General features: G+C 73.9%; 22 protein-coding genes. 15 read left to right on the forward strand and 7 right to left on the reverse strand.

Annotated elements, in window-relative coordinates; translation table 11 throughout:
• Positions 1-5: 5 nt before the first annotated feature.
• The 3 genes from ACI79P_RS11630 to ACI79P_RS11640 form a co-directional block, all read right to left on the reverse strand.
• On the reverse strand, positions 6-674 hold the full coding sequence (locus ACI79P_RS11630) for a CoA transferase subunit B (RefSeq protein ID WP_456581203.1): 669 nt from the start codon (positions 672-674) through the stop codon (positions 6-8).
• The gene (locus ACI79P_RS11635; RefSeq protein WP_456581204.1) at positions 674-1,489 is read right to left on the reverse strand and encodes a CoA transferase subunit A; all 816 of its coding nucleotides are present in this window, start codon (positions 1,487-1,489) and stop codon (positions 674-676) included. Before ACI79P_RS11635 ends, ACI79P_RS11630 begins: the two co-directional genes overlap by 1 nt.
• A gap of 165 nt (positions 1,490-1,654) precedes the next feature.
• Positions 1,655-2,641 (reverse strand): anti-sigma factor RsbA family regulatory protein, encoded by a 987-nt coding sequence (locus ACI79P_RS11640; RefSeq protein WP_456581205.1) that lies wholly within the window; start codon positions 2,639-2,641, stop codon positions 1,655-1,657.
• A gap of 213 nt (positions 2,642-2,854) precedes the next feature.
• Here ACI79P_RS11640 and ACI79P_RS11645 point away from each other — a divergent pair, with 213 nt between their 5' ends.
• Complete coding sequence (locus ACI79P_RS11645) at positions 2,855-4,279, forward strand: NADP-dependent succinic semialdehyde dehydrogenase (protein ID WP_456581206.1); 1,425 nt, start codon at positions 2,855-2,857, stop codon at positions 4,277-4,279.
• A 47-nt stretch (positions 4,280-4,326) separates the two neighbouring features.
• A complete protein-coding gene (locus ACI79P_RS11650) occupies positions 4,327-5,145 on the forward strand; it encodes a hypothetical protein (protein WP_456581207.1) in 819 nt (272 codons plus the stop codon).
• Positions 5,146-5,247: 102 nt separating this feature from the next.
• Here the strand turns inward: ACI79P_RS11650 and pdxY are convergent, their stop codons facing one another.
• From pdxY to ACI79P_RS11665, 3 genes are all read right to left on the reverse strand, one after another.
• Positions 5,248-6,099, reverse strand: coding sequence for a pyridoxal kinase PdxY (gene pdxY, locus ACI79P_RS11655; protein WP_456581208.1), 852 nt, complete (start codon positions 6,097-6,099; stop codon positions 5,248-5,250).
• Between the two features lie 147 nt (positions 6,100-6,246).
• On the reverse strand, positions 6,247-7,074 hold the full coding sequence (locus ACI79P_RS11660; RefSeq protein WP_456581209.1) for an IclR family transcriptional regulator domain-containing protein: 828 nt from the start codon (positions 7,072-7,074) through the stop codon (positions 6,247-6,249).
• Positions 7,075-7,161: 87 nt separating this feature from the next.
• Positions 7,162-8,676 (reverse strand): amidohydrolase family protein, encoded by a 1,515-nt coding sequence (locus ACI79P_RS11665; RefSeq protein WP_456581210.1) that lies wholly within the window; start codon positions 8,674-8,676, stop codon positions 7,162-7,164.
• A 230-nt stretch (positions 8,677-8,906) separates the two neighbouring features.
• On the opposite strand from ACI79P_RS11665, the gene ACI79P_RS11670 reads away from it, so the two are divergent.
• The 13 genes from ACI79P_RS11670 to ACI79P_RS11730 all read left to right on the forward strand — a co-directional run bounded on the left by ACI79P_RS11670 (position 8,907) and on the right by ACI79P_RS11730 (position 22,058).
• Complete coding sequence (locus ACI79P_RS11670; RefSeq protein ID WP_456581211.1) at positions 8,907-10,094, forward strand: CaiB/BaiF CoA transferase family protein; 1,188 nt, start codon at positions 8,907-8,909, stop codon at positions 10,092-10,094.
• Complete coding sequence (locus ACI79P_RS11675) at positions 10,091-10,927, forward strand: citryl-CoA lyase (protein WP_456581212.1); 837 nt, start codon at positions 10,091-10,093, stop codon at positions 10,925-10,927. The genes ACI79P_RS11670 and ACI79P_RS11675 overlap by 4 nt, the downstream gene beginning before the upstream one ends.
• Before the next feature lie 10 nt (positions 10,928-10,937).
• A complete protein-coding gene (locus ACI79P_RS11680) occupies positions 10,938-11,909 on the forward strand; it encodes a zinc-binding dehydrogenase (RefSeq protein ID WP_456581213.1) in 972 nt (323 codons plus the stop codon).
• Between the two features lie 80 nt (positions 11,910-11,989).
• Positions 11,990-12,853 carry a dioxygenase family protein gene (locus tag ACI79P_RS11685; RefSeq protein ID WP_456581214.1) on the forward strand — a complete coding sequence of 288 codons (864 nt, stop codon included), beginning with the start codon at positions 11,990-11,992 and terminating at the stop codon, positions 12,851-12,853.
• A gap of 132 nt (positions 12,854-12,985) precedes the next feature.
• On the forward strand, positions 12,986-13,165 hold the full coding sequence (locus ACI79P_RS11690) for a hypothetical protein (protein WP_456581215.1): 180 nt from the start codon (positions 12,986-12,988) through the stop codon (positions 13,163-13,165).
• A gap of 50 nt (positions 13,166-13,215) precedes the next feature.
• Positions 13,216-14,811 (forward strand): alpha/beta hydrolase fold domain-containing protein, encoded by a 1,596-nt coding sequence (locus tag ACI79P_RS11695; protein ID WP_456581216.1) that lies wholly within the window; start codon positions 13,216-13,218, stop codon positions 14,809-14,811.
• A gap of 128 nt (positions 14,812-14,939) precedes the next feature.
• Positions 14,940-15,791, forward strand: a complete 852-nt coding sequence (locus tag ACI79P_RS11700; RefSeq protein ID WP_456581217.1) for a formate/nitrite transporter family protein — start codon at positions 14,940-14,942, stop codon at positions 15,789-15,791.
• A 139-nt stretch (positions 15,792-15,930) separates the two neighbouring features.
• Entirely contained in the window at positions 15,931-16,338 is a 408-nt protein-coding gene (locus ACI79P_RS11705) for a four-helix bundle copper-binding protein (protein ID WP_456581218.1), read from the forward strand.
• 39 nt (positions 16,339-16,377) lie between these two features.
• Entirely contained in the window at positions 16,378-17,634 is a 1,257-nt protein-coding gene (locus tag ACI79P_RS11710) for a cation:proton antiporter domain-containing protein (RefSeq protein ID WP_456581219.1), read from the forward strand.
• A gap of 9 nt (positions 17,635-17,643) precedes the next feature.
• Positions 17,644-18,168, forward strand: coding sequence for a DUF421 domain-containing protein (locus ACI79P_RS11715; RefSeq protein ID WP_456581220.1), 525 nt, complete (start codon positions 17,644-17,646; stop codon positions 18,166-18,168).
• Positions 18,169-18,391: 223 nt separating this feature from the next.
• A complete protein-coding gene (locus ACI79P_RS11720; RefSeq protein ID WP_456581221.1) occupies positions 18,392-20,902 on the forward strand; it encodes a molybdopterin oxidoreductase family protein in 2,511 nt (836 codons plus the stop codon).
• Positions 20,899-21,381, forward strand: coding sequence for a hypothetical protein (locus ACI79P_RS11725; RefSeq protein WP_456581222.1), 483 nt, complete (start codon positions 20,899-20,901; stop codon positions 21,379-21,381). Before ACI79P_RS11720 ends, ACI79P_RS11725 begins: the two co-directional genes overlap by 4 nt.
• Complete coding sequence (locus ACI79P_RS11730; RefSeq protein ID WP_456581223.1) at positions 21,378-22,058, forward strand: hypothetical protein; 681 nt, start codon at positions 21,378-21,380, stop codon at positions 22,056-22,058. Before ACI79P_RS11725 ends, ACI79P_RS11730 begins: the two co-directional genes overlap by 4 nt.
• 36 nt (positions 22,059-22,094) lie before the next feature.
• Here the strand turns inward: ACI79P_RS11730 and ACI79P_RS11735 are convergent, their stop codons facing one another.
• A complete protein-coding gene (locus tag ACI79P_RS11735; protein WP_456581224.1) occupies positions 22,095-23,468 on the reverse strand; it encodes a DUF2254 domain-containing protein in 1,374 nt (457 codons plus the stop codon).
• Between the last annotated feature and the right edge of the window lie 2 nt (positions 23,469-23,470).

Here is a 23,470-nt window from a genome sequence, read left to right on the forward strand (position 1 = left end):
CCGGGTCAGACGGTGGCCGGCAGCGGCATCTCGCGGACGTCGTCGGCGACGGTGAGCGGGGCCCCGGTGGCCGCGACCACCTCGTCGACGGTGACGCCGGGCGCCGTCTCGCGCAGGACCAGCCCCTCGGCGGTGACCTCGAGGACGGCGAGGTCGGTGACGATCCGGTCGACGCAGGCCTTGCCGGTCAGCGGCAGCGTGCACTCCTGCACGATCTTCGGCGACCCGTCGCGGGCGACGTGCTCCATCATGATGATCACGCGCCGAGCGCCGTGGACGAGGTCCATCGCGCCGCCCATCCCGTTGACCATCTTGCCCGGGATGAGCCAGTTGGCGAGGTCGCCGCGGGCGTTGACCTGCATGGCGCCCAGGACGGCGACGTCCAGGTGCTGGCCGCGGATCATGCCGAAGGAGAGCGCCGAGTCGAAGAAGCTCGCCCCGGGGAGCAGGGTGACGGTCTCCTTGCCGGCGTTGATCAGGTCGGGGTCCTCCTCGCCCTCGAAGGGGTAGGGCCCCACGCCGAGGACGCCGTTCTCCGAGTGGAGGACGACGTGCACGCCCTCGGGCACGTAGTTCGGCACGAGGGTGGGCATGCCGATGCCCAGGTTGACGTACTGGCCGTCCTCGAGCTCGAGGGCCACGCGGGCGGCGAGCTGCTCACGGGTCAGGGCCATCAGCGTGCTCCCTCGGTGGTGGCTTCGTCACCGGCGGCGGTCGGGGCGGCGGTGTCGGCCCCCGCCGGGCGGGGACGGGTGGTGCGCCGCTCGATCGGCTTGCGGTCGGCGCCGACGACCACGACCCGGTCGACGAAGACGCCGGGCAGGTGGACGTGCTCGGGGGTGATCTCGCCGGGCTCGACGAGCTCCTCGACCTCGGCGACGGTGATCCGGCCCGCCATGCCGGCCAGCGGGTTGAAGTTCGCGGCCGACTCGTGGAAGACGAGGTTGCCGTGCCGGTCGCCCACGGCGGCGTGGACGAGCGCGAAGTCGGCGGTGAGCGCGGTCTCCAGCACGTACTGCCGGCCGTCGAACTCCCGCACCTCCTTGGGGCGGCTGACCTCCACCACGGTGCCCTCGGCGTCGTAGCGGATGGGGATACCGCCCTCGGCGACGAGCGTGCCGACGCCGGTGGGGGTGTAGAAGGCGGGGATGCCGCTGCCGCCGGCGCGCAGCCGCTCCGCGAGGGTGCCCTGCGGGGTGAGCTCGACCTCGAGCTCACCGGAGAGGTACAGCCGCGCCAGCTCCTTGTTGCCGCCGACGAACGAGCTGATCGTCTTGCGGATGCGGCCCGCGTAGAGCAGGACGCCGAGGGCCTGGTCGTCGACCCCGCAGTTGTTGGAGATCGTGGTGAGCCGGTCGGCGCCCTGGGCCAGCAGCGCGTCGATCAACGCGTACGGCACACCGCACAGCCCGAAGCCACCCACGGCCAACGTGGCGCCGGCGGTGATGTCGGCGACCGCCTCCTCGGCGGAGCGGACGACCTTGTCCACGTCAGCCCTCCCGCTCTGCGGGGACGGTTCCCCGTCCGTGGTCCGAACGCGCCCGATCCACCACGCTGCTCCCATCGTCGCCGGCTGCGGCCCCCAGTATCGCGGGCCGCCACCGCCCGGCGGGGCCGCCGTCCCCACTGGGCGGAAATCCGCCGCTGCGAGGGGTCAGGGGAGCAGGGCCGTGAGCCGGACGCGGACCCCGCCGTCGCCCGGGTGGTGCGCCCCGCCGGAGATGTCGACGTGGTCGCACAGCTGGCGGGCCAGCCACAGGCCCATGCCGCCGCGGGAGAGGTCGTTCCCGTGCGCCGGCCCGTACCCGGCGAACGGGTCGTCCCAGCCCGGACCGCCGTCGGCGATGGTGCACACGAGCCGGTCGGGTGCGGTCCACAGCCGCAGGCTGACCGGGGGCAGCCCGTGCCGGACGGCGTTGGACGTCATCTCGTCGACGGCGAGCAGGAAGTCCTCGACGAGGTCGGCGGGTGCCCCCAGGCCGGCGAGCTCCGCGCCGACGGCGTGCCGCAGGCCGATGAAGTCGGCGACGTCGGCGGCGGCGAACCGCGGCGGGGTGCTCTCCAGCGGCTCCTCCGGCACGGGCAGCCCGCGCAGGTAGGCGGCCGGGTCGGTGTACTCCGTGCTGCTCGTACGACCCTGGGCGCCCACCACGTGGGGGTGCGTGCAGGCCGCGGAGGCCACCACCGGCGCGGGCAGCCGCCGGGTGTCGAACGCGCAGACGCCCCAGAGGTCCCAGCCGCGCAGCGCCTCGTTGATGACCGCGTCGTAGCGCTGCCACTCCAGCCACTCGCGCGGGGTCCTGCCGTGGTCCACCTCGCCGAGGACCCGGACCCGCGACGCCCCGGCCGCCCGATGCTGCTCGGCCAGCCGGCGGAAGCTGGTGATCGCCGCCGGTGTGCGCGGCCCGTAGGTCACGGTGCGGTCGAGGACCACGAGCCGCTCGTCGTCGATCGCCTCCCGCAGCGCGGTCGTGGCCGGGCCCGACGCGACGACCACGGCGGCCTCACCGGCGTCCAGCCCCGCCCGCAGGAAGGGGGCGGCCACGGCGACGAGGTCGTCGAGGGAGTCGTAGACCAGCGCGTCGTGGACGAAGCCCGCCGTCGGGGGGTGGCCCGCACCGCCCGCTGCCGTCCAGTTCACCTGTTCCCCTGAGTTCTCCGCGCCGGCCGTCCTGCTCGGGCTCCCACGGTAGGCCAGCGCGGCGGGGTGGTCAGCCCGCACCCCGGTCCGGAGGCGCATCCGGGGGTTCCGGAAGCGCGGGTGCCTGCCGGGTGGACGGTGGTCGGGCCGCCTGCCGCCCGTTTCGACCGGGCCCGTCCGGGCAGGTGAGGGCGCACCAGGAGGGAGAACACCATGGCCATCGCGACGATCAACCCGGCGACCGGCGAGACGCTGAAGACCTACGAGCCGTTGGGGGAGGAGGCGTTGGAGGAGAAGCTGGCTCGTGCGGCCCGGGCGTTCGCGGGCTACCGGTTGACCTCGCCGGAGCAGCGGGCGGGGTGGCTGTCGGCGGCGGCGGAGGTGCTGGACGCCGACACCGACGCCGTCGCCGAGCTGATGACGACCGAGATGGGCAAGACGCTGGCTTCCGCGAAGGCGGAGGTGGGCAAGTGCGCGAAGGCGTTGCGCTGGTATGCCGAGCACGGCCCGGCGATGCTGGAGCCCGAGCCGAAGGATGCGGCGGCGGTGGGGGCGGAGCGGGCGTTCGTGGTGCACCAGCCGCTGGGTGTGGTGCTGGCGGTCATGCCGTGGAACTTTCCGTTGTGGCAGGCGATGCGGTTCGCCGCGCCGGCGTTGATGGCGGGGAACGTGGGGTTGCTCAAGCACGCCAGCAACGTGCCGCAGACCGCGCTGTACCTGGAGGAGTGCTTCCGGCGGGCGGGGTTCCCGGCGGATGTGTTCCAGACGCTGCTGATCGGCTCCTCCACGGTGGAGCGGGTGCTGCGTGATGACCGGGTGGTGGCGGCGACGTTGACCGGCAGCGGGCCGGCGGGGCAGTCGGTGGCGGCGATCGCCGGGGATGCGCTCAAGCCCACGGTGTTGGAGCTGGGTGGGTCCGATCCGTTCATCGTGATGCCCTCGGCGCACCTGGACACCGCCGCGGAGGTGGCGACCACGGCGCGCAACCAGAACAACGGGCAGTCCTGCATCGCGGCGAAGCGGTTCTTCGTGCACCGGGCGGTGGCCGAGGAGTTCACCCGCCTGTTCGCCGAGAAGATCGGTGCGCTGACGGTGGGGGATCCGATGGATCCTGAGACGCAGGTGGGGCCGTTGGCCACCGAGTCGGGGCTGGCCGACGTGGAGGAGTACGTCGAGGACGCGCGGAGCAAGGGCGCGCGGGTGGTGGTCGGTGGCCGGCGGGTGGACCGGCCGGGGTGGTTCTTCGAGCCGACGCTGCTCGCCGACGTGACCCCGGAGATGCGGGTGCATTCGGAGGAGGTGTTCGGGCCGGTGGCGGCGTTGTACACGGTGGATTCGCTGGCGGAGGCGATCGAGCTGGCGAACTCCCACGTGTACGGGCTGGGGTCGAACCTGTGGAGCGAGGACGCCGAGGAGCGGGCGCTGTTCGTGCGCGACATCGCCTCGGGGATGGCGTTCATCAACGGGATGACCGCCAGCTACCCCGAGCTGCCCTTCGGCGGGATCAAGCAGAGCGGCTACGGCCGGGAGCTCACCGAGCTGGGCATGCGGGAGTTCATGAACGCCAAGACCGTGTGGATCGGCGGGCCCAGCAGCGAGCAGGCCAAGGGCAGCACCGCCGGCGCCGCCGCGGAATGACCGGGGTCGCGAGCGCGGACGGGCGCTCGCGGGGCACAGTGGTGGGCGTGTTCGACGTCGACTGGATGGGGCTGCTGACCCGCGAGGTGCTGCGCGAGCGCGGCGCGGCCTTGATCGCCGAGAGCTGCGCGTGGGCCGTCGGGCTCTCCGACCGGCCGCACCACCACCGGCGCGGTGGCCGGTTGGCGCCCAGCGGGCTGACGGTGGGGGAGCGGGCGGCCACCGGGCAGCTGCTCGGCGGCGAGGAGGACGGCCGCGTGGACCTCGGTGACGCCGCGCCGGGCAGCTTCCAGGACGCCCTCAACATGGTCGGCGCCGACGGGCGGCTGGTCGCCGAGCGGTTCGACGACGAGGTGCTGGTGCCCTTCGTCGCCGAGACCTGTCGGCTCGCCGGGGAGCGGGCCCGCGCGACCCGTCCGGCGGACTGGGCCGAGCTCGCCGACGACCTGGGTGAGGACCCCGCCGACGTGGACGACGTGGTGCGGGCCGGCGGGTGGGAGGCGCCGCTGCGCATCGACGCCGAGCACCTGGTGCTCGCCGCGCTGCGCGACGTCCCGCTCATCGAGGTCGAGGCCGAGGGGCTGCCCCTGTCGCTGGTGCGCGCGGCGGAGGCGGCCACCCGCTCCGCCGTCGTCCCTGAGCCGGCACCGGTGCCCGACGAGACCCTGGCCGGCGCGCTCTTCCTCGCCCGCGCGGCGCTGGAGGACTCCGGCTGCACGGTCCCGGTGCCGCCTGAGGAGGCCGACCTGCTGCTGGCCGCCCTCGGCGACACCGGGCTGGAGCCCGAGGAGGTGCCGTCCGTGCTGCCGCACCTGCCGGTGGAGGAGGCCACCATCACCCGCATCGCCGCGGTCCTGGAGCCCTGACCGGCGGCGGCCGGCCAGGCACTGGCCCGTGCACGACGTTCCAGACCACCGGATGCCCGGTCGAGGGTCGATGCCTCCCGGTCACCCCGCGGTGCCGGGTCCTCAGACCTCCTCGACCGTGAACGTCCGGCTCGGGGAGACGAACTCGTCCTGCGCGGCGACCATCAGGATCTCCCGGGAGCGCGCGTCCTCGGTGCGCTGGAGCAGGCCGAACACCGACGCCGCCGCGCGCCCGAGCGCCTCGGCCGCCGAACGGGTCGCCAGCCAGTGGGCGAGGAAGAGCGCGGCGATCGCGTCGCCGGCGCCGTTGACCGAGACCCCCAGCCGCGGGGTGCGCACGCGGAAGTGCCGGCCGCCCTCGGAGGCGAGCAGGTCGACGGCGTCCCCGGGGGTGTCCTCGGCGACCAGTGACGTGGTGAGCACGACCCGCGGCCCGAGCGCCTGCACGGCGGCGACGGCGTCCTTCACCGAGTCGAGCGACCGGGTGGTGGCGCCCGAGAGCAGGTCCAGCTCGTAGTGGTTGGGCGTCACCAGGTCGGCGGCCGGGACGGCGACCTCCCGCATGAACTCCTCGATGCCCGGGCGCACGAACACGCCGCGGCCGACGTCGCCGATCACCGGGTCGCAGCAGTACGCGGCCGCCGGGTTGGCCGCGCGCACCCGCGCCACCGCGCCGACGACGGCGTGCCCGATGTCGGCCGAGCCGAGGTAGCCCGAGAGCACCGCGTCGCAGCTGCCGAGGACCCCGCGGTCGGCGACGCCCTGCACCAGCTCGTCGATCGACTGGCCGTCGTAGACCCGGCCGGTCCACTGGCCGTAGCCGGTGTGGTTGGAGAACTGGACGGTGTGCACGGGCCAGACCTCGATGCCGAGGCGCTGGAGGGGGAAGACGGCGGAGCTGTTCCCGACGTGGCCGTAGGTGACGTGCGACTGGATGGAGAGGACGGCGGTCACGCCGGCCACCCTGGCACACCGCCTCGCCGCGGGGAGCAGCTCACCACCCGGCCACCGCTCGTCCTCCCTCACCTGGCGGGGTCCTCCCTCACGGTCTGCGGTGAGGGAGGACGCCCGGCGATCAGGGACCCTGATCGTGGCGGGAGGTCAGGCCGTGGCGCCGGTGGCCCGCCCGGGGGAGAGCTCCACGTGCGGGCGGGACTGCCACAGCGCCCACTCGGCGCTGATGTCGCCGGCGGTGCGCAGCAGGTGGGGCAGGTGCTCGCCGACCAGCCGCTCGGTGGAGGTCTCCGCGGCGTGCACGGTGACGTTCATGGCCGCGCGGACGACGCCGTCGCCGTCCCGGACGGGGACCGCCACCGACCGCACCCCGGGCGCCAGCTCCTCGTCGGCGAGCGCCCACCCGCGGGCGCGCACCTCGGTGAGCTCGGCCCGCAGCTGCTCGGCGGTGCGGCCGATCACCGGCGGCAGCCCCGCGCGGCTGGGCTCGGCGAGGACGCCGGCCAGCTCGTCCGGCGGCAGGGCGGCGAGCAGCACCTTCCCCTGCGAGGTCTGGGCCGCGGGGAACCGGGTGCCGATGTCCACCCGCAGCGTGATCAGCTTGGGCACCGACACCCGCGCCACGTAGACGATGTCCGAGCCGTCGAGCTGGGCCATCGAGGAGGACTCGCCGGTGCGGGCGACCAGCGCCTCCAGGTGCGGGCGGGCGATGTCCCAGAGCCCGAGGGCGCCGACGTAGGCCATGCCCAGGGTGAGCACCTTGGGCGTGAGCGCGAACGCCCCGCCGGAGGAGCGCACGAAGCCCAGCTCCTCGAGGGTCAGCAGCAGCCGTCGCGCGGTCGGGCGGGCGAGCTGCGCCGCCGCGGCCACCTCCGACAGCGTCATGGCCGGGTGGTCGCGATCGAAGCACGCGAGGACGTCGAGGCCCCGTGCCAGCGCCTCGACGAAGTCGGGCCCGCTGCCGCGCCCTGCCATGTCCCTCGTCCTCTCCTCGGTGCCCGGGTCGCGGCCCCCTGCCCCCCGCCGCGAGCGTGCGGGCGGCGGGGCGCAGGGGTTCCCTTCTCAGTGGTCGGTGACGGACCCGGCCGGCCGCTCGGTGGCCAGGTGCTCCTCGAACACCTGCTCCCGGGCGGCGTGCGTCCCGTGGGACTTGTAGTCGGTGTACTGGTAGGGGTTGTCGAGCACCTGGGAGTCGGGCAGGTCCGGGTACATGCCCGACATCCAGGCCTCCTCGCCCATGGTGCTCCGCAGGTGGCCCACGGTCTCGTCGATCTCGCGGCGCGCGGCCGCCAGGTCGACGTCGACCAGGCGGTGCGCGTGCTTCACGACCCGGCCGTCGACCAGCACGGTGTGCACGTCGCCGCGCTGCGCCTGGAACGCCACGTGGCCGAAGGGGTTGATCAGCGGGAAGGAGACCGGCGAGGCGTCGTTCTTGATCAGCACGACGTCGGCCTTCTTGCCCGGCTGGAGGGTGCCCAGGTCGTCGCGGCCCAGCGCCAGCGCCCCGCCGCGGGTGGCCCACTGGACGACGTCCTGGGCGCGCAGCTGGAGGTGGGTGACGGTGTCGCCGGAGAGGTGGGCCTCGAAGTGCTCCCGGGAGCGGTCCGCGCCCAGCGTGGTGCGCATGGCGGAGAACAGGTCACCGCTCCACCACACGCTGGTGTCCATCGACAGCGAGACGGGGATGCCGTGCGAGCGCACCTGCCAGGTGGGCGGGTAGCCCTGCCCGGCGCTCTGCTCGGACTCCGTCGACACCGAGATCGAGCCGCCGGTGGCCGCGATGCGGTGGTAGGAGTCAGGCGTCAGGGTGGCTGCGTGCACGTACACCGTCTCGGGCGTCATGAAGCCGTGCTCGTGCATGAGCCGGATGCCGTCGTCGTTGGTGGCGCCCCAGACGCCGGCGTGCGTGGTGACGGGCAGGCCGAGCTCGCGGGCCACCTCGAACGCGGCCTTCTCGGGGAAGGCGGGGTCGCCGGTGACGTCGAAGGCGAGCTGCAGGCCGAGCATGTCGTCGGCGGCGTCGCGCTGGCGCTCGAGGAAGGCGCGGACGTCGGCGTCGGCGGTCCACTCCCACGGCGCGGCCTGGATGTTGCCGTAGGCCAGGACGAAGCGGCCTGGCACCGAGCGCAGGGCGTCGACGGCGGCCTCGGCGTGCTCGACCGACTGCAGGCCGTGCGACCAGTCGACGGTCGTGGTGACGCCGGCCTCCAGCGCCTCCAGCGCCGACAGGCGGTTGCCCGCCGCGACGTCCTGGGGCCGGAACTTCCGCCCGTGCTCGAGGTAGTACCAGACGAAGTACTGGGTCAGCGTCCAGTCGGCGCCGTAGCCGCGCATCGCCGTCTGCCACATGTGCCGGTGGGTGTCGATCATCCCTGGCATGACGATGCCGCCCCGGGCGTCGATCTCCTGCGTGCCCTCGGGGACCTCCAGCGCCGGCCCCACCGCGGCGATGCGGTCGTCGACGACCAGCACGTCCGCGTCGGGCAGGACGGTGCAGGTCTCGTCCATGGTGAGCACGGTCCCGCCGCGCAGCACCACCGGGCGACCGGCCGCCGGAGCGGGCTCGGAGTGGGTCATCGTCTCCTCCTGGACGTCGTCGTCGCGTCGCCGGACCGGCGTCCGTAGAGCGGACAGCCTGTGCGACCTGCGTCACCATGTCTTGTGGACCGGGAGCTGTCAACCGGGTCACGTGGACACGGCGGGCCGTCGGAGCAGCGGTTGACAGCCCGGTACGGCCGTCGGAGACTGCGGACGCCGAATGCGGACGGGTGTCCGCAGCCGTCGAGGACGAGGAGTGTGCGACCCGGATGAGCGCTGACGCCGAGGACTCCGGGGGAGCGGCGGCGGGGCCCCTCGCCGGCCTGCTGGTGGCCGACTTCTCCCGCATCCTGGCCGGGCCGTACGCCACGATGCTGCTCGCTGATCTCGGCGCCGAGGTGGTGAAGGTCGAGGGCCCGCACGGCGATGACACCCGCACCTGGCAGCCGCCGGTGCGCGAGGGCGTCTCCACGTACTACATGGGCGCCAACCGCAACAAGCGCTCGGTCGCCCTCGACCTGAAGGACCCGGGCGACCTCGCGGCCGCGCGTGAGCTGGCGCGGCGGGCCGACGTGCTCGTGGAGAACTTCAAGCCCGGTGGGCTGGCCCGCTTCGGTCTGGACTACGACGCCGTCGCGGCGGGCAACCCTCGCGTCGTCTACGCCTCCATCAGCGGCTTCGGCAGCGCCCCCGAGGGCGCCGCGCTGCCCGGCTACGACCTCATCGTCCAGGCGATCTCGGGCTTCATGAGCCTCACCGGTGACCCGGACGGCTCCCCGTACCGCGCCGGGGTGGCGCTCTTCGACGTCATGGCCGGCCTGCACGCCACCATCGGGGTGCTGTCGGCGCTCAACCACCGGCACGCCACCGGGCGCGGGCAGCACATCGAGGTGAACCTGCTCTCCTCGGCGCTGTCCGGCCTGGTCAACCAGACGAGCGCCTACGTCGCGGGCGACGTGGTGCCCTTCCGCATGGGCAACAGCCACCCGAGCCTGTTCCCCTACGAGCCGCTGCCCTGCGCCGACGGCGACCTGATCATCACCGCCGGCAACAACGGCCAGTTCCGCCGGCTGGTCGAGGTGCTCGGCATCCCCGAGCTCGCGGACGACCCGCGCTTCAGCCGCAACGAGGACCGCACCGCCCACCGGGAGGAGCTGCGCCCGCTGCTGGTGGAGCGGCTGCGCACCCGGAGCAAGCAGGAGTGGTTCCGCGACATCATCGGCGCCGGCGTGCCGTGCGGGCCGATCAACACGATCGACCAGGGCGTGGCGTTCGCGCAGGAGGTCGGCCTGGACCCGGTCGTCCGGGTGGGGGAGGGAGCGGCCGCGGTGCCCACGGTGCGCAACCCGATCACCTTCTCCGAGACGCCGGCGGCCTACCGGCTGCCGCCGCCGCGGCTGGACGAGCACGGCGCGGAGATCCGGCGCTGGCTCTCGACCGAGGAGGGGGCCCCGTGACCGCCGAGCGCCCGCGGTACCCGACGGCGCTCGGCGCCTCCAGCCTGGAGTCGATCACGCTCCTGGGCACGGACCTCGCCCGCGACGTCATGGGCAGCGTGGGCTTCGGGGAGCTGGCCTTCTGGCTGGCCACCCAGCGGCGGCCGACGCCGGGGGAGACCCGCGTGTTCGAGGCGGTGCTCGCCGCGCTCGCCGACCACGGGTTCACGCCGACCGCGATCGTCACCCGGCTCACCTACCTCTCGGCCCCCGACTCGATCCAGGGCGCCCTCGCCGCCGGGCTGCTCGGTGGCGGGTCGCGCTTCCTCGGCGTCACCGAGGACTGCGGCCGCTTCCTGCACGACGTCCTCACCTCCGTGGACGGCGACCTGCCCGCCGACGACGCCGGCTGGGACGCGCTCGCCCTCGAGACGGTGACCGCCCAGCGGGCCGCCGGCCGGTTCGTGCCGGGGCTGGGCCACCACGTGCACAAGCAGGGCGACCCGCGCACGCCGCGGCTGTTCGGGATCGCGGCCGAGGAGGGCCTGGTCGGCCCGCACCTGGAGCTCTTCGCCGCCATCGGCCGCACGCACGAGCAGGTGCTCGGCAAGCGGCTGCCGCTCAACGGCGCGGGCGTCTGCGGAGCGGCGCTGGCCGACCTCGGGCTGCCCCTGGAGCTGCTGCGGGGGTTCGCGCTGCTGGCCCGCACCGCCGGGCTGATCGGCCAGCTCGCCGAGGAGCTGCGGCACCCGGTGGCCGAGGAGGTCTTCCTCTCCGTCGACCTCAACAACCGGCCGGTGCCGCCCGACCCCTACGTCCCCGCGCCCCTGCCCGGCGCGCGGCCGCTGGGCTGAGGGGCCGGCCGTGCGCGCCGCCGTCCTGCACACGCCGGGGGAGACCCCGGAGCTGCGCGAGCACCCCGACCCCGGCCCGGGCGCCGACCGGGCCGTCGTCCGCGTGACCGCCGCACCGCTGGTCCCCCTCGACCTGCTGTGCGCCTCGGGCACCTCCTACTTCGGGCGCCCCGCGGTGCCCTACGTGCCGGGCGTCCAGGGCGTGGGCGTGGTCGAGACCGGCCCCGGTGCCGCGCCGGGCACCCGGGTCTGGTTCGCCACCAGCGCCGGCATGGCCCCCGGCGACGGCAGCCTCGCGGAGCGCTGCGCGGTGGCACCCGAGGACCTGGTCCCGGTCGACGCCGACGTCCCCGACGCCGCGTTGGCCGCGCTCGGGCTCTCCGCCGTCGCCGCCTGGATGTCGCTGACCTGGCGCGGCGGGCTGCGGCCGGGTGAGCACGTGCTGGTGCTCGGCGCCGGCGGGGCCGTCGGGCAGGCCGCGGTCGGCGCGGCGCGGCTGCTCGGTGCCGGGCGCGTCGTGGCGGCGGCCCGCTCGGCGGCGGCCCGGGAGCGGGCGCTGGCCGCCGGCGCCGACGCGGTGGTGGCGCTCGACGCCGGCGTCGACGCGCTGGCGGGGCGCTTCGCCGACGCGGCGGGCGGGCGGCTGGACCTGGTCGTCGACCCGGTCTTCGGGGCGGCGGCGACCGCGGCGGCCCGGGCGCTCTCCGCGGGCGGGCGCCTGGTGAACCTCGGCGGCGCCGCGGGTGACACCGCGGAGTTCTCCTCGGCCGTGCTGCGCGGGAAGTCCGCGTCGGTGCTCGGCTACACGAACAACGCGCTGACCCCGGCGCAGCGGGCGGAGGCGGTCGGCGCCGTCGCGCGCGAGGCGGCGGCCGGCCGGCTCGCCGTCGCCCACGAGCAGGTCCCCCTCGCCGACGTCGCCACCGCGTGGCGGCGGCAGGCGACCGGGGACCCCGGCGTCCGGCTGGTCCTGACGCCCTGAACGAGCACGCCCCACGCGGGAAGCGCGGGGGAGGAACCGCGCGGCCGTCAGCGGCCGCGCCGGACGGCAGGAGGACCGTCGTGGACCTGGTCACCGAGGAGAACATCACCGAGCTCGCGGTGGAGCGCTGGGCCACCGCCCGCGACCCGCGGCTGGCGGAGGTCATGACGGCCCTCGTGCGGCACCTGCACGACTTCGCCCGCGAGGTGCGGCTGACCGAGGACGAGTGGATGGCCGCCGTCCAGTGGCTGACCGCCACGGGGAAGATCAGCAGCGAGAAGCGGGAGGAGTTCATCCTCGCCTCCGACGTGGTGGGCCTGTCGATGCTCGTCGTCCAGATGAACCACCGGCTGGACCCGCGGGCGACGCCGGCCACCGTGCTCGGGCCCTTCCACATCGAGGGCTCGCCCGAGCTCGGCTACGGCGAGGACATGTCCGAGGGGCTGCCGGGGACGCCGCTGTACCTGCACGGCCGGGTGACCGACCTCGACGGCGCCCCGGTGGCCGGGGCGGTGCTCGACGTCTGGCAGGCGGACACCGAGGGTGCCTACGAGTCGCAGATCCCCGACATCGACGAGGCCCGGCTGCGGGCGAAGTACACGACCGGGGAGGACGGCGAGTACTGCCTGCGCACCATCGCGCCGCTGGGCTACACCATCCCGATGGACGGGCCGGTCGGTGACCTCGTCGCCCGGACCGAGATCAGCCACTTCCGGCCGGCGCACATCCACTTCCTGATCAACGTGCCGGGCTTCGAGCCGCTGATCACCCACCTGTTCCAGGAGGGGGCGCCCTACCTGGACAGCGACGTCGTGTTCGGCACCAAGCAGGAGCTGGTGACGGCGTTCGAGGAGCGGGAGCCGGGCAGCACACCCGACGGCGGCTCGATCGACGTGCCGTGGCTGGAGTCGCGCTACGACTTCGTGCTGCAGCGGCAGGCCTGATCGACGAGGGCTCGCACGCCAGCGTGGGCGACGACCCCGCCCGCCCGGGCGGCGGCCGCACCGGCGGCGAGACCTCGGTCGACGAGGCGGTGGGGCAGGGCCGGCCGACCCGGCGTGAGCTGAGGCGGCGCCGTGGCGGCGCGCGAGCTCCTCGTCCTGGGCGCGTCGAGCCAGGTGCCCACCCGCGACCGCGACCACGACGGCTACCTGCTGCGCCGGGACGGCGAGGGCCTGCTGTTCGACCCGGACGTCGGGACCTACGGCTACCGCCGGGTGGACCGGAGGGCGCGTGCCGGCGGCGGTGCGGGGTAGAGCCACCTGGACCGGTTGCGCACCCCCATCGAGCATCGAGGAGGCCTTCCGTGGCCCTGACCTACCCGACCCTGCCCGGCGACATCGACCACCTCATCGCCGACGACCACGCGATCGTCGAGCGGCAGTTCCAGCACCTGGAGGCCGGGCGCGGCAACCGCCGCGTGCTGGTCGACCAGGTCTCCTTCGAGCTGGCCCTGCACGCCTTTGCCGAGGAGACGGTGCTCTACCCGATCTGGACCGAGATCGGGATGACCGACGAGCACGACGACGCCGAGCACGAGCACCAGGAGATCAAGGAGCTGCTCGTCGTCCTGGGCCGCACCGAGCCCGGGGAACAGGAGTTCGAGGAGGCGCTCAGCAGCCTGATGCGCGTCGTCCGCCACCACGTCGGCGACGAGGAGGGCGAGGAGCTGCCGGAGTTCCGCCGCAAGGCCGGGCCCGAGCGCATGGCGCAACTGGGCAAGGAATTCCTGGCGGCCAAGCGGATGGCCCCGACCCGTCCGCACCCGCACGCCCCCGACGAGGGGATCGCCGAGCGGATCGCCGGCATGCTGGCCAAGCCGCTGGACCACGTGCGCGACCTGCTGTCGGGCCGGCAGAAGGAGATGGCCACCGACGCCTCCGGCCTGCTGGACCCGCAGGCGCAGGCGATCGTCGACGCGCACTCCTCGCTGGGCCCGCTGCCGTTCGAGATCCTCCAGCCGGACCAGGCGCGCTCCCAGCCGGGCCCCGACGACGCCGTCAGGAAGGTCATGGCCGACAAGGGCATCGAGGGGCCCGAGGAGGTCGGCTCGGTGGAGGACATCGTCATCCCCGACGCCGCGGGCGGCCAGCTGCGGATGCGGGTCTACAAGCCGGTGCGGGCGACCGAGGGACCGCTACCGGTGATCATGTGGATCCACGGCGGCGGCTGGGTGCTCTTCGACATCGACACCTACGACGCGTCCTGCCGCGGGATCTGCAACAAGACCGGCGCGATGGTGGTCAGCCCCGACTACCGCCGGGCACCGGAGGCCGTGTTCCCGGCCTCCCACGACGACGTCCTCGCCGCCTACCGGTGGACGGTCGCGCACGCCGCCGAGCTGGGCGGGGACCCGTCGCGCATCGGCATCGGCGGGGAGTCCGTGGGAGGCACCATGGCGGCGGCGACGGTGCTCCAACTGGCGCAGGCCGGCGAGCAGGTGCCCGCGGCCGCGGTGTGCGTCTACCCCCTCACCACCGGGGAGCAGCTCGGTGAGTCGATGGAGGACGCCGCGGACGGCCGCCCGCTCAACCGCGCGCTGCTCTCCTGGATGGCGATGCACGCGTTCGAGGGGAGGCCCGAGGGCGCGCGGGACCCGCGGGTCGACCTGCTGGGGTGGAGCCGCGAGCAGCTGGCGCTGATGCCCCCCACGCTGGTGATCACCGACGAGCGCGACGTGCTGCGCAGCCAGGGGCAGCTCTTCGCGGAGAAGCTCGAGGCCGCGGGGGTGCCCACCACCCACCGCTACTACCCGGGCGTCATGCACGAGTTCTTCGGCGCCGCCGCCGTGCTGGAGAAGGCCGAGCAGGCCCAGCAGGAGGCGGCGCGGCACTTCGTCCGCGCCTTCGGCGCTGCCCGCCCGGCCGTGGGCGCCGTGCCCACCAGCGGGGGGACGGCGTGACGACGGCGTGACGACGGCGCGGCCGGGAGGAGTGGCGCCCTCCCGGCCCGGCCTCCCGCCCGGTTGCCGCGGCCGGGAACGGGCGGGAGGCTGCCTGGAGCGGCGGACCACCCACGGGAGGCACGACCATGGCGGCACGGGAACCCAAGGAGATCGCCCAGGTCGCCACGGCGACCGGCACCAAGAAGGTGGGCCGCACCTGGGACCGCGTGCTGGTGAGCGCCTTCCTGGCCGGGGCCTACATCGCCTTCGGCGGGTTGGTCGCGATCACCGTCTCCTCGGGGCTGGACCCGGAGACCTGGGGCACGCTGCCGACGCTCTTCACGGGCGCCACCTTCACCCTCGGGCTCGTGCTGGTCCTGGTGGCGGGCTCCGACCTGGCCACGGGGAACATGATGCTGGTCCCGCTGGGCGCCATGCACGGCAAGCTGGGCATGGACGACGTCGTCCGCAACCTCACCCTGGTCCTGCTGGGCAACCTGCTGGGCGCCCTGTTCGTCGCGTACTTCCTCGCGGTCCAGACCGGCGTGATCGGGGACGCCGACGCGACGGGGACGGGCGGGCTGACGTACGAGCGGCTCGCCTCCATCGCCGAGGGGAAGGCGCTGGAGGAGTCGCCCTGGCAGACCTTCCTGCGCGCCGTGGGCTGCAACTGGCTGGTCTGCCTGGCCGTGTGGATGTCGCTGGCGGCGACGTCCGTGTCCGGGAAGATCCTGGCGATCTTCTTCCCGATCATGGCCTTCGTCGCCATGGGCTTCGACCACGTCGTCGCCAACATGTTCTTCCTGCCCGCGGCGATCTTCGCGGGCGTCCCCGACCTCGGCTGGGACGACACCCTGCTCAACTGGCTGCTCGCCGGGGCGGGCAACCTGGTCGGCGCCGTGGTCTTCGTCGCGACGTCGTACTGGTACCTCTTCCTCCGCGACGAGCCGGAGCCCTCGCCGGAGGAGGCCACCGCCGAGGACGCCGAGCGCGCGTGACCGGCCGCGCAGCGCGCACCCGTCACGGGATCGTCATGGGCCGGGCTGCGTGCCGGAGCCGGCGACGGGGGTACGGCGGGTGCGGCGAGAGCCCCCGGACGCATCCGCGTCCCGGACCACGACCACGGAGGAGACCGACGTGACCGTCGCCGCCCAGATGCTCGACACCTACCCGAAGGACCTCGGCGGTGTGGACAAGCAGAAGCTGCTCGAGTGCATCGAGGCCTGCGTCGAGTGCGCGCAGGCCTGCACCGCCTGTGCCGACGCCTGCCTGAGCGAGGACTCGGTCGCAGAGCTGACGAAGTGCATCCGCAGCAACACCGACTGCGCCGACATCTGCGACACCACCGGCCGGGTGCTCTCCCGGCACACCGGCTACGACGCGAACCTGACCAGGGCCGTCCTGGAGGCCTGCGCCGCCGCGTGCAGGTCCTGCGGCGACGAGTGCGCCGGCCACGCCGAGATGCACGAGCACTGCCGGGTCTGCGCGGAGGCGTGCCGCCGCTGCGAGACGGCATGCCGGGAGCTCATCGCCAGCCTGGGGTGACCCCGTGACCGCGATCAGCGCGGCGGCCGGTGCTCCGCGGTGACCGTCGACGTGCTGCTGGCGACGGCGGGCGCCCTCGCGCTCGTCGCCGCCGCGTGGTCGGACCGGATCCGCCGGCTCCCGTTCAGCGAGCCGCTCCTGGCGCTCGCCATCGGCGTCGTCCTCGGCCCGGCGGTGCTCGGCGTCCTGCCCCTGCCCGATCTGCTGGAGGACCACGGCTGGCTGCACACCGCCGCGCGGCTGCTGCTGGCCGTGTCCGTCATGGCGGTGGCGCTGCGCTACCCGGCCCGCGTCGTACGTGCCCGCTGGCGGCCGGTCCTCCTGCTGCTGGCCGTGGTGATGCCGGTCATGGCCCTCGTGACCGCCGGGCTGGCCGGGATCACGCTGGGTGTCGGGGTCGGGGTCGCCGCGCTGCTGGGCGCCGCACTGGCGCCGACCGATCCGGTGCTCGCGTCCAACGTGGTGACCGGCAAGCCCGCCGAGGAGGACCTTCCCGACCGCGACCGGGAGGTGCTCTCCCTGGAGTCCGGCGCGAACGACGGCCTGGCGCTGCCGCTGGTCCTCGTCGCGATCGCGCTCGCCGGCCCACTGTCGGTGGGGGAGGCGCTGCTCGAGTCGCTCTGGCAGGTCGCCGGGGCCATCCTGCTCGGCGCCCTGCTCGGCTGGCTGGGCGGCCGTGCCCTGCGGGCCGGAGCCGACCACGGGGCGACCGACCCCGGGCCGGAGCTGGTGTTCACGGTCGTCCTGGCCCTCGCCGTGCTCGGCGTCGGAGGCCTGATCCACATCGACGGCATCCTGGCCGTCTTCGTCTGCGGCCTGGCGTTCAACGCGGTGAGCACCGGACGCGAACGGGTTGCGGACGTGCGCATCGACGAGGCCGTGAACCGGTTCGTCATCCTCCCGCTCTTCGTGGCGTTCGGTGCGCTGCTGCCGTGGGCGCAGTGGCGGGAACTGGGTTGGTCCGGGGTGGTGTTCGCCGTGCTCACCCTGCTGCTGCGCCGGCCGCCGGTGATCTACCTGCTGCGCCGTCCGCTGCACCTCGCCCCGCCGGACGGGGTCTACCTCGGCTGGTTCGGCCCCATCGGGATCTCGGCGCTCTTCTACCTGACGCTGGAGTCCGAGCGGCTCCCGATCGACCCGGTGGTGCTCGCGGCCGGTTCACTGGTGGTCGCGGCCAGCACCCTGGCGCACGGGCTGACCGCCACGCTGGGCCGGCGGTTGTACCGCCGGGCCACCGGCCCGCACCGGGATGCCGGAACGCGCAGCGCTGCGTCACCGTGGGGGTCGGCGGGGTAGGGGGCGTCCATGTGGTTCGACGAGTGGTCCGGAATCATCCGAGTTCTGCTGGTGGGATCGGCGGCCTACGTCACCGTGGTGGTGATCCTCCGGTTCACCGGCAAGCGGACGCTGACCAAGCTCAACGCCTTCGACCTGGTGGTCACCGTGGCGCTGGGCTCCACGCTGGCCACCATCCTCCTCAGCACCGACGTCGCCTGGACCGAGGGTGCGGTCGCCCTCGCGCTGCTGGCCCTGCTGCAGCTCGTCGTCGCCTGGCTGACGGTGCGCTGGCCCGCCCTCCGCGGGGTGGTCACCTCCCGGCCGACGCAGGTGCTGCGCGACGGGGAGCCGCTGCAGGACCGGATGCGGGACGTCCGCGTCGGGATCGACGAGATCCGCCAGGCGGTCCGCTCGTCGGGAGCCGGGGACCTGTCCGCGGTGGCCGCGGTCGTCCTCGAGAGCGACGGCTCGCTGAGCGTCATCCCGGCGGAGAAGTACGGCGCGGGGACGGCGCTCGAGGGGGTCGCGGGGGCCCACGAGCACCACGGGTGACCTGCTCGTCCCCCTGGCCGGGCTGTTCATGACGAAGTCGTGTCAGCCGTCTGGGCCTGTCCGCTGCACCGTTTCGCCGATCCGGTCGGGGGAAGGGTGGCCCTGGCCCCGCCGGTGCAGCAGCCGCCGGCCCGTCCGTCGCAGGGGCACCGCCGGCACGACAGCGCGTGCACGCACCTGCGCCGATCCCCGCACGACAGACGCTTCCTGCCGGAGGACGCACGTGACGCGCATCGACCGAATCGCGGAGCCCTGGGGCACCCGCACGCCGTACGGCCCCGGCGAGGAGTGGCCCACCCGGGTGGACGTCCACCTCGCCGACGGGCTCACCGAGGACGACGTCGACCGCTGGGTGCAGTCGGCGACGATCCTGCACAGCAACGGCGACGGCCTGGACATCGCGGTCAAGGACGACCGGATCGTCGGGGTCCGCGGGCGGGCCGTCGACCGGGTCAACCACGGCCGGCTCGGGCCGAAGGACCTCTTCGGCTGGCAGGCGAACAACTCCCCGGACCGGCTGACGAAGCCGTTGATCCGCCGCGGCGGGAAGCTCGTGGAGACCGATTGGGACACGGCGATGGAGGCGGTGGTCGGCCGGGCGAAGGTGCTGCTGGACGAGCAGGGGCCCAGCGCGATCAGCTTCTACACCACCGGGCAGCTGTTCCTGGAGGAGTACTACACCCTCGGCCTGATCGCGCACGGCGGCATCGGCACCAACCACGTCGACGGCAACACCCGGCTGTGCACCGCCACCGCGGCGGCGGCGCTCAAGGAGTCGTTCGCCTGCGACGGGCAACCGGGCTCCTACACCGACATCGACCACGCCGACGTGATCGCCCTCTACGGCCACAACATGGCCGAGACGCAGACGGTGCTCTGGACGCGCATCCTCGACCGGCTGGCCGGCCCGAACCCCCCGAAGGTCGTCTGCATCGACCCGCGCGAGACGCCGGTCGCCCGGCACGCCACCGTGCACCTGGCGCCGCGGCCGGGCACGAACGTGATGCTGGCCAACGCCCTGCTGCACGAGATCATCGCCAACGGCTGGGTCGACACCGAGTACGTGGAGAAGCACGCCGTCGGCTTCGAGGAGCTCAGCAAGCGGGTGGCGAACTACCCGCCGGAGGTCGCCGCCGAGGTGTGCGACGTCCCGGCGGAGCGGATCCGGGAGGCCGCCCGGCTCATCGGCACCGCCGAGCGGCTGATGTCCACGGTGCTGCAGGGCTTCTACCAGGCCAACCAGGCCACGGCATCGGCCGTGCAGGTCAACAACATCCACATCCTGCGCGGCATGCTCGGCAGGCCCGGCTGCGGGATCCTCCAGATGAACGGCCAACCGACCGCGCAGAACACCCGCGAGTGCGGCGCCGACGGCGACCTGCCCGCCTTCCGCAACTGGTCCAACGACGAGCACATCCAGGACCTGGCCCGGGTCTGGAACGTCGACCCGATGGACATCCCGCACTACTCGCCACCCACCCATGCCATGCAGATGTTCCGGTACGCCGAGGAGGGCTCCATCCGCTTCATGTGGGTGCAGGCCACCAACCCGGCGGTCTCCCTGCCCGAGCTCGGCCGGATCCGCGAGATCCTCGCCCAGGACCGGCTGTTCCTGGTGGTCCAGGACATCTTCCTGTCCGAGACCGCGCAGCTCGCCGACGTGGTGCTCCCGGCCGCCACCTGGGGCGAGAAGACCGGCACCTTCACCAACGTCGACCGCACGGTGCACCTGTCGGAGAAGGCCGTGGAGCCACCGGGCGAGGCGAGGCCGGACTTCGACATCTTCCTCGACTTCGCCCACCGGATGGGGCTGAAGGACAAGGACGGCGCGCCGCTGGTGAAGTGGTCGACGCCCGAGGAGGCCTTCGAGGGCTGGAAGGAGTGCTCCCGCGGGCGCCCCTGCGACTACACGGGCATGAGCTACGACAAGCTCCGCGGCGGCAGCGGGATCCAGTGGCCGTGCAACGACGAGCACCCCGACGGCACCGAGCACATCTACGTCGACGGGCAGTTCTGGTCCGACCCGGGCTACTGCGAGAGCTACGGCCGCGACCTCGTCACCGGGGCGCCGCTGTCGCCGGTCGAGTACAAGGCCATGAACCCCTCCGGCAAGGCGGTGCTGAAGGCGGCGGAGTACGTGCCGCCGCACGAGGTGATCAGCGAGGAGTTCCCCTTCCAGCTCATGACCGGGCGGACGCTGTACCACTTCCACACCCGGACGAAGACCGCCCGGGCACCCCAGCTGCAGCAGGCGGCCCCTGAGGTCTGGGTGGAGATGTCGGCGAGCGACGCGGCCGACCGTGGGTTCGCCGAGGGAGACCTGCTCGAGGTCAGGACCCCGCGTGGCCGCGTCCAGGCGAAGCTGCGGATCAGCGGGATCCGGCCCGGAGTGGTCTTCCTGCCCTTCCACTACGGGTACTGGGACCAGCCCGACGGTCACCAGCCGGCGGGCAAGCGCGGCAGGGCCGCCAACGAGCTGACGATCACCGACTGGGACCCGGCCTCCAAGCAGCCCATCTTCAAGACCGCGGCCGCCGCCGTGAAGCGGCTCGGGAAGGGTCGTGGCCCGTCCCTCGCGCCGACGACGACCGGATCGAAGCCCGTCACCGACGGGGTGCCGCCCACCACCGGCGGCGACGCCGCCCTGTCCACCGAGAAGCTGTCCACCGAGAAGCTGTCCACCGAGAAGCTGCCCGCCGGGGAGCCGGCGACCGTGTCGGGAGGCACTCGATGAAGCTGCACCTGGCGATCGAGGAGCTGCACCGCTCCGAGAACCACCTGGCCGGCGCCCTGCTGGCGATGTCCGACCGGCACAAGGCCGACCACGAGGTCTTCCACGTGGCCAGGGACATCGCCCGCTGGTCGCAGGACCACGTCCGGGCCCTGGCCGAGATCGGCAGGGACTTCGGTCTGCAGCTGGACCCGGAGCCGAAGGGGGACCCCACCGTCCTGGAGAAGGCCCGGCAGAAGGCGTCCGACCTGATGGGGCGCAGCAGCACACCCGGGATGCTCCTGCTGGCCGACCTGCGGCACATCTACCGCGAGGCGTCCGGCACGTCGCTGGACTGGGAGCTCCTCGCCCAGGGCGCGCAGGGCGCCCGGAAGAAGGAGCTGCTCGAGCTCGCCGAGCGCTGCCACCCCGAGACCCTGCGGCAGGTCCGGTGGGCCAACGGCAAGCTCAAGGAGTCGGCGACCCAGGTGCTGGTCAGTTGAGCTCCGACGGCGCGACGGGGGCGGCCGGAACCCGGATCGTCCTGCGGCCGCTGGCCACGCCCCTGCCCCTGGGGTTCCTCGCCCTGGCGCTGGCCACGACCATGTTCAGCGCCGTGCAGCTGGGCTGGATCCCCGCCGCCGAGGGGCGGGTCGCCGGCTACACCGCGCTGTTCGCCACGTTCCCCCTGCAGCTGCTGGCCTCCGTCTTCGGGTTCCTCAGCCGCGACCCGGTGGCGGCGACGGGCATGGGGATCCTCAGCGGGACGTGGGCGGTCGCCGGGATCACCACGCTGACCAGTGCGCCGGGTTCGGTCAGCAGCGGGCTGGGCGTCCTGCTCCTGGTGGCCGGACTGGGCATGTTCACCCCGGCCGCCGTCGCGATGGGCAGCAAGGTCGTGCCGGCAGCGGTGATGGCGCTGGCCGGGATCCGGTTCGTCGTGACCGGCGTCTACGAGATGACCGGGTCGCAGGCGTGGAAGACGGGGGCCGGGTGGATCGGCGCGGCCCTGGCGGTCCTCGCGCTCTACGCCGCCCTGGCCCTGGAGCTGGAGGGGGCGCAGGAGAAGACCGTCCTCCCGCTCGGCCGCCGCGGACCCGGCCGCACCGCGATGGCCGGCGAGGGACCACTGGCACCCGAGGAGCTGATCGAGGAAGCCGGGGTCCGCCCGCAGCTCTGACCGTGGCTCCGGGCCAGCGGCGCCGCGGGCTGGAGCTCACCCGGCCGGCGCGTCCGACGCCGGCGATCGCGGACTGAGCCGGCGGGCGGGCGACCAGCGCCCGGCCAGGGCGTCCTCGAAGGCCGCCCGCCAGGCGCTGGTCTCGCGGTTCTCGATCGCGGTGCTCTCCAGCGCCAGGTCCACGGTGCGGTCGAGCAGGTTGCGCAGGGCGTCGTCGAGCCCCTCCCCGCGCACCTGCCACGCCACCTCGTGCAGCAGCCCGGCGATCCGGCGCAGCACCGCCGGCTGCCCCGACGCGTACTGCAGGGGCTCCTCCAGGCCGACGGTGAGCAGTTCGTCGGCGGTCCACTGCGGCACCAGCAGCCGCACCGCGCCGTCGTCGTCGCACCAGGACCGGACGGTGCCGCGGCGGCGGAGGAGGACGCCGAGCAGGGCGGAGACGTGCGACAGGGCGTGCACGGCGGTCGTCGGGTCGTTGATGCCGGGCGAGAGCGCCCGGCCGACGATGTCCACGATCTTGCGGAGGCTGTAGGCGGGGTCCTGGTCGGGGGAGCGCTCGTAGGACAGCCGGACGCCGCGCTCGAGCGCGTCCCGCAGCGGTTCCACGTCCTCGACGGGCCTCCCACCGCGCCGCCAGACCTCGGCGAGCGGTGTCCCGGCGACGACGGCGTCGCCCATGCGGGGGGAGAGGGCGAGGACGACGTCGGCGTCCCGGGCCGCTTCCACCAGGTGCTCGACGTCGACGTCGATGACGAAGCCGCTGCCGGTGGCCTCGACGGGAGTTCCGGGCCTCTCCGGGAGCCGGCCGCCGTCGTCCGGCTCGTCGTCCTCGTCCCGCACGGCCCGGGTCGCCTCGGCGTGGACGTCACGCAGCATCGTCTCCACCCGGAGCGAGCGGGCGAGGTGGCCGAGGAAGACCACCAGGGCCACGACGCTGCCCACCGCGAACAGGAACGCCAGCGTGATCGACACCCGGGGGACGAACGAGTCGTCGCCGGCCGCTGCCTCGGCCGTCCGCACCGTCCGCAGCACCGTGAGGGCGTAGACGAAGGTCCCGGTCAACTGGGCCAGGGTCAGCTGGACGACGCGGTCGGTGGCGAAGGTCTGCAGCAGCCGCGGCGAGTACTGGCTGCTGCCGAGCTGGAGCGCCACGACGGTGAGGGAGAAGATCACACCGGTCACCGAGATCAGCGAGCCGGCGATCGAGGCCAGCAGGTCACGGGCGGCGGCCGGGCCGCCGCCGAAGACGAAGCTCAGCGGCGACGCCGGACCGCCCGTGCCGAGGTACCCGTCGACGATCGGCATCCCGACCCCGAGCCCGACCGCGAGGGTGACCGTGAGCAGCGGGATCGGCCACAGGGTGCTGCGCATGCCGCGCCACAGGCGCTGGACGGGGTGGACGTCGTTCATGG

The sequence above is a fragment of the Blastococcus sp. SYSU DS0510 genome (assembly GCF_054050835.1).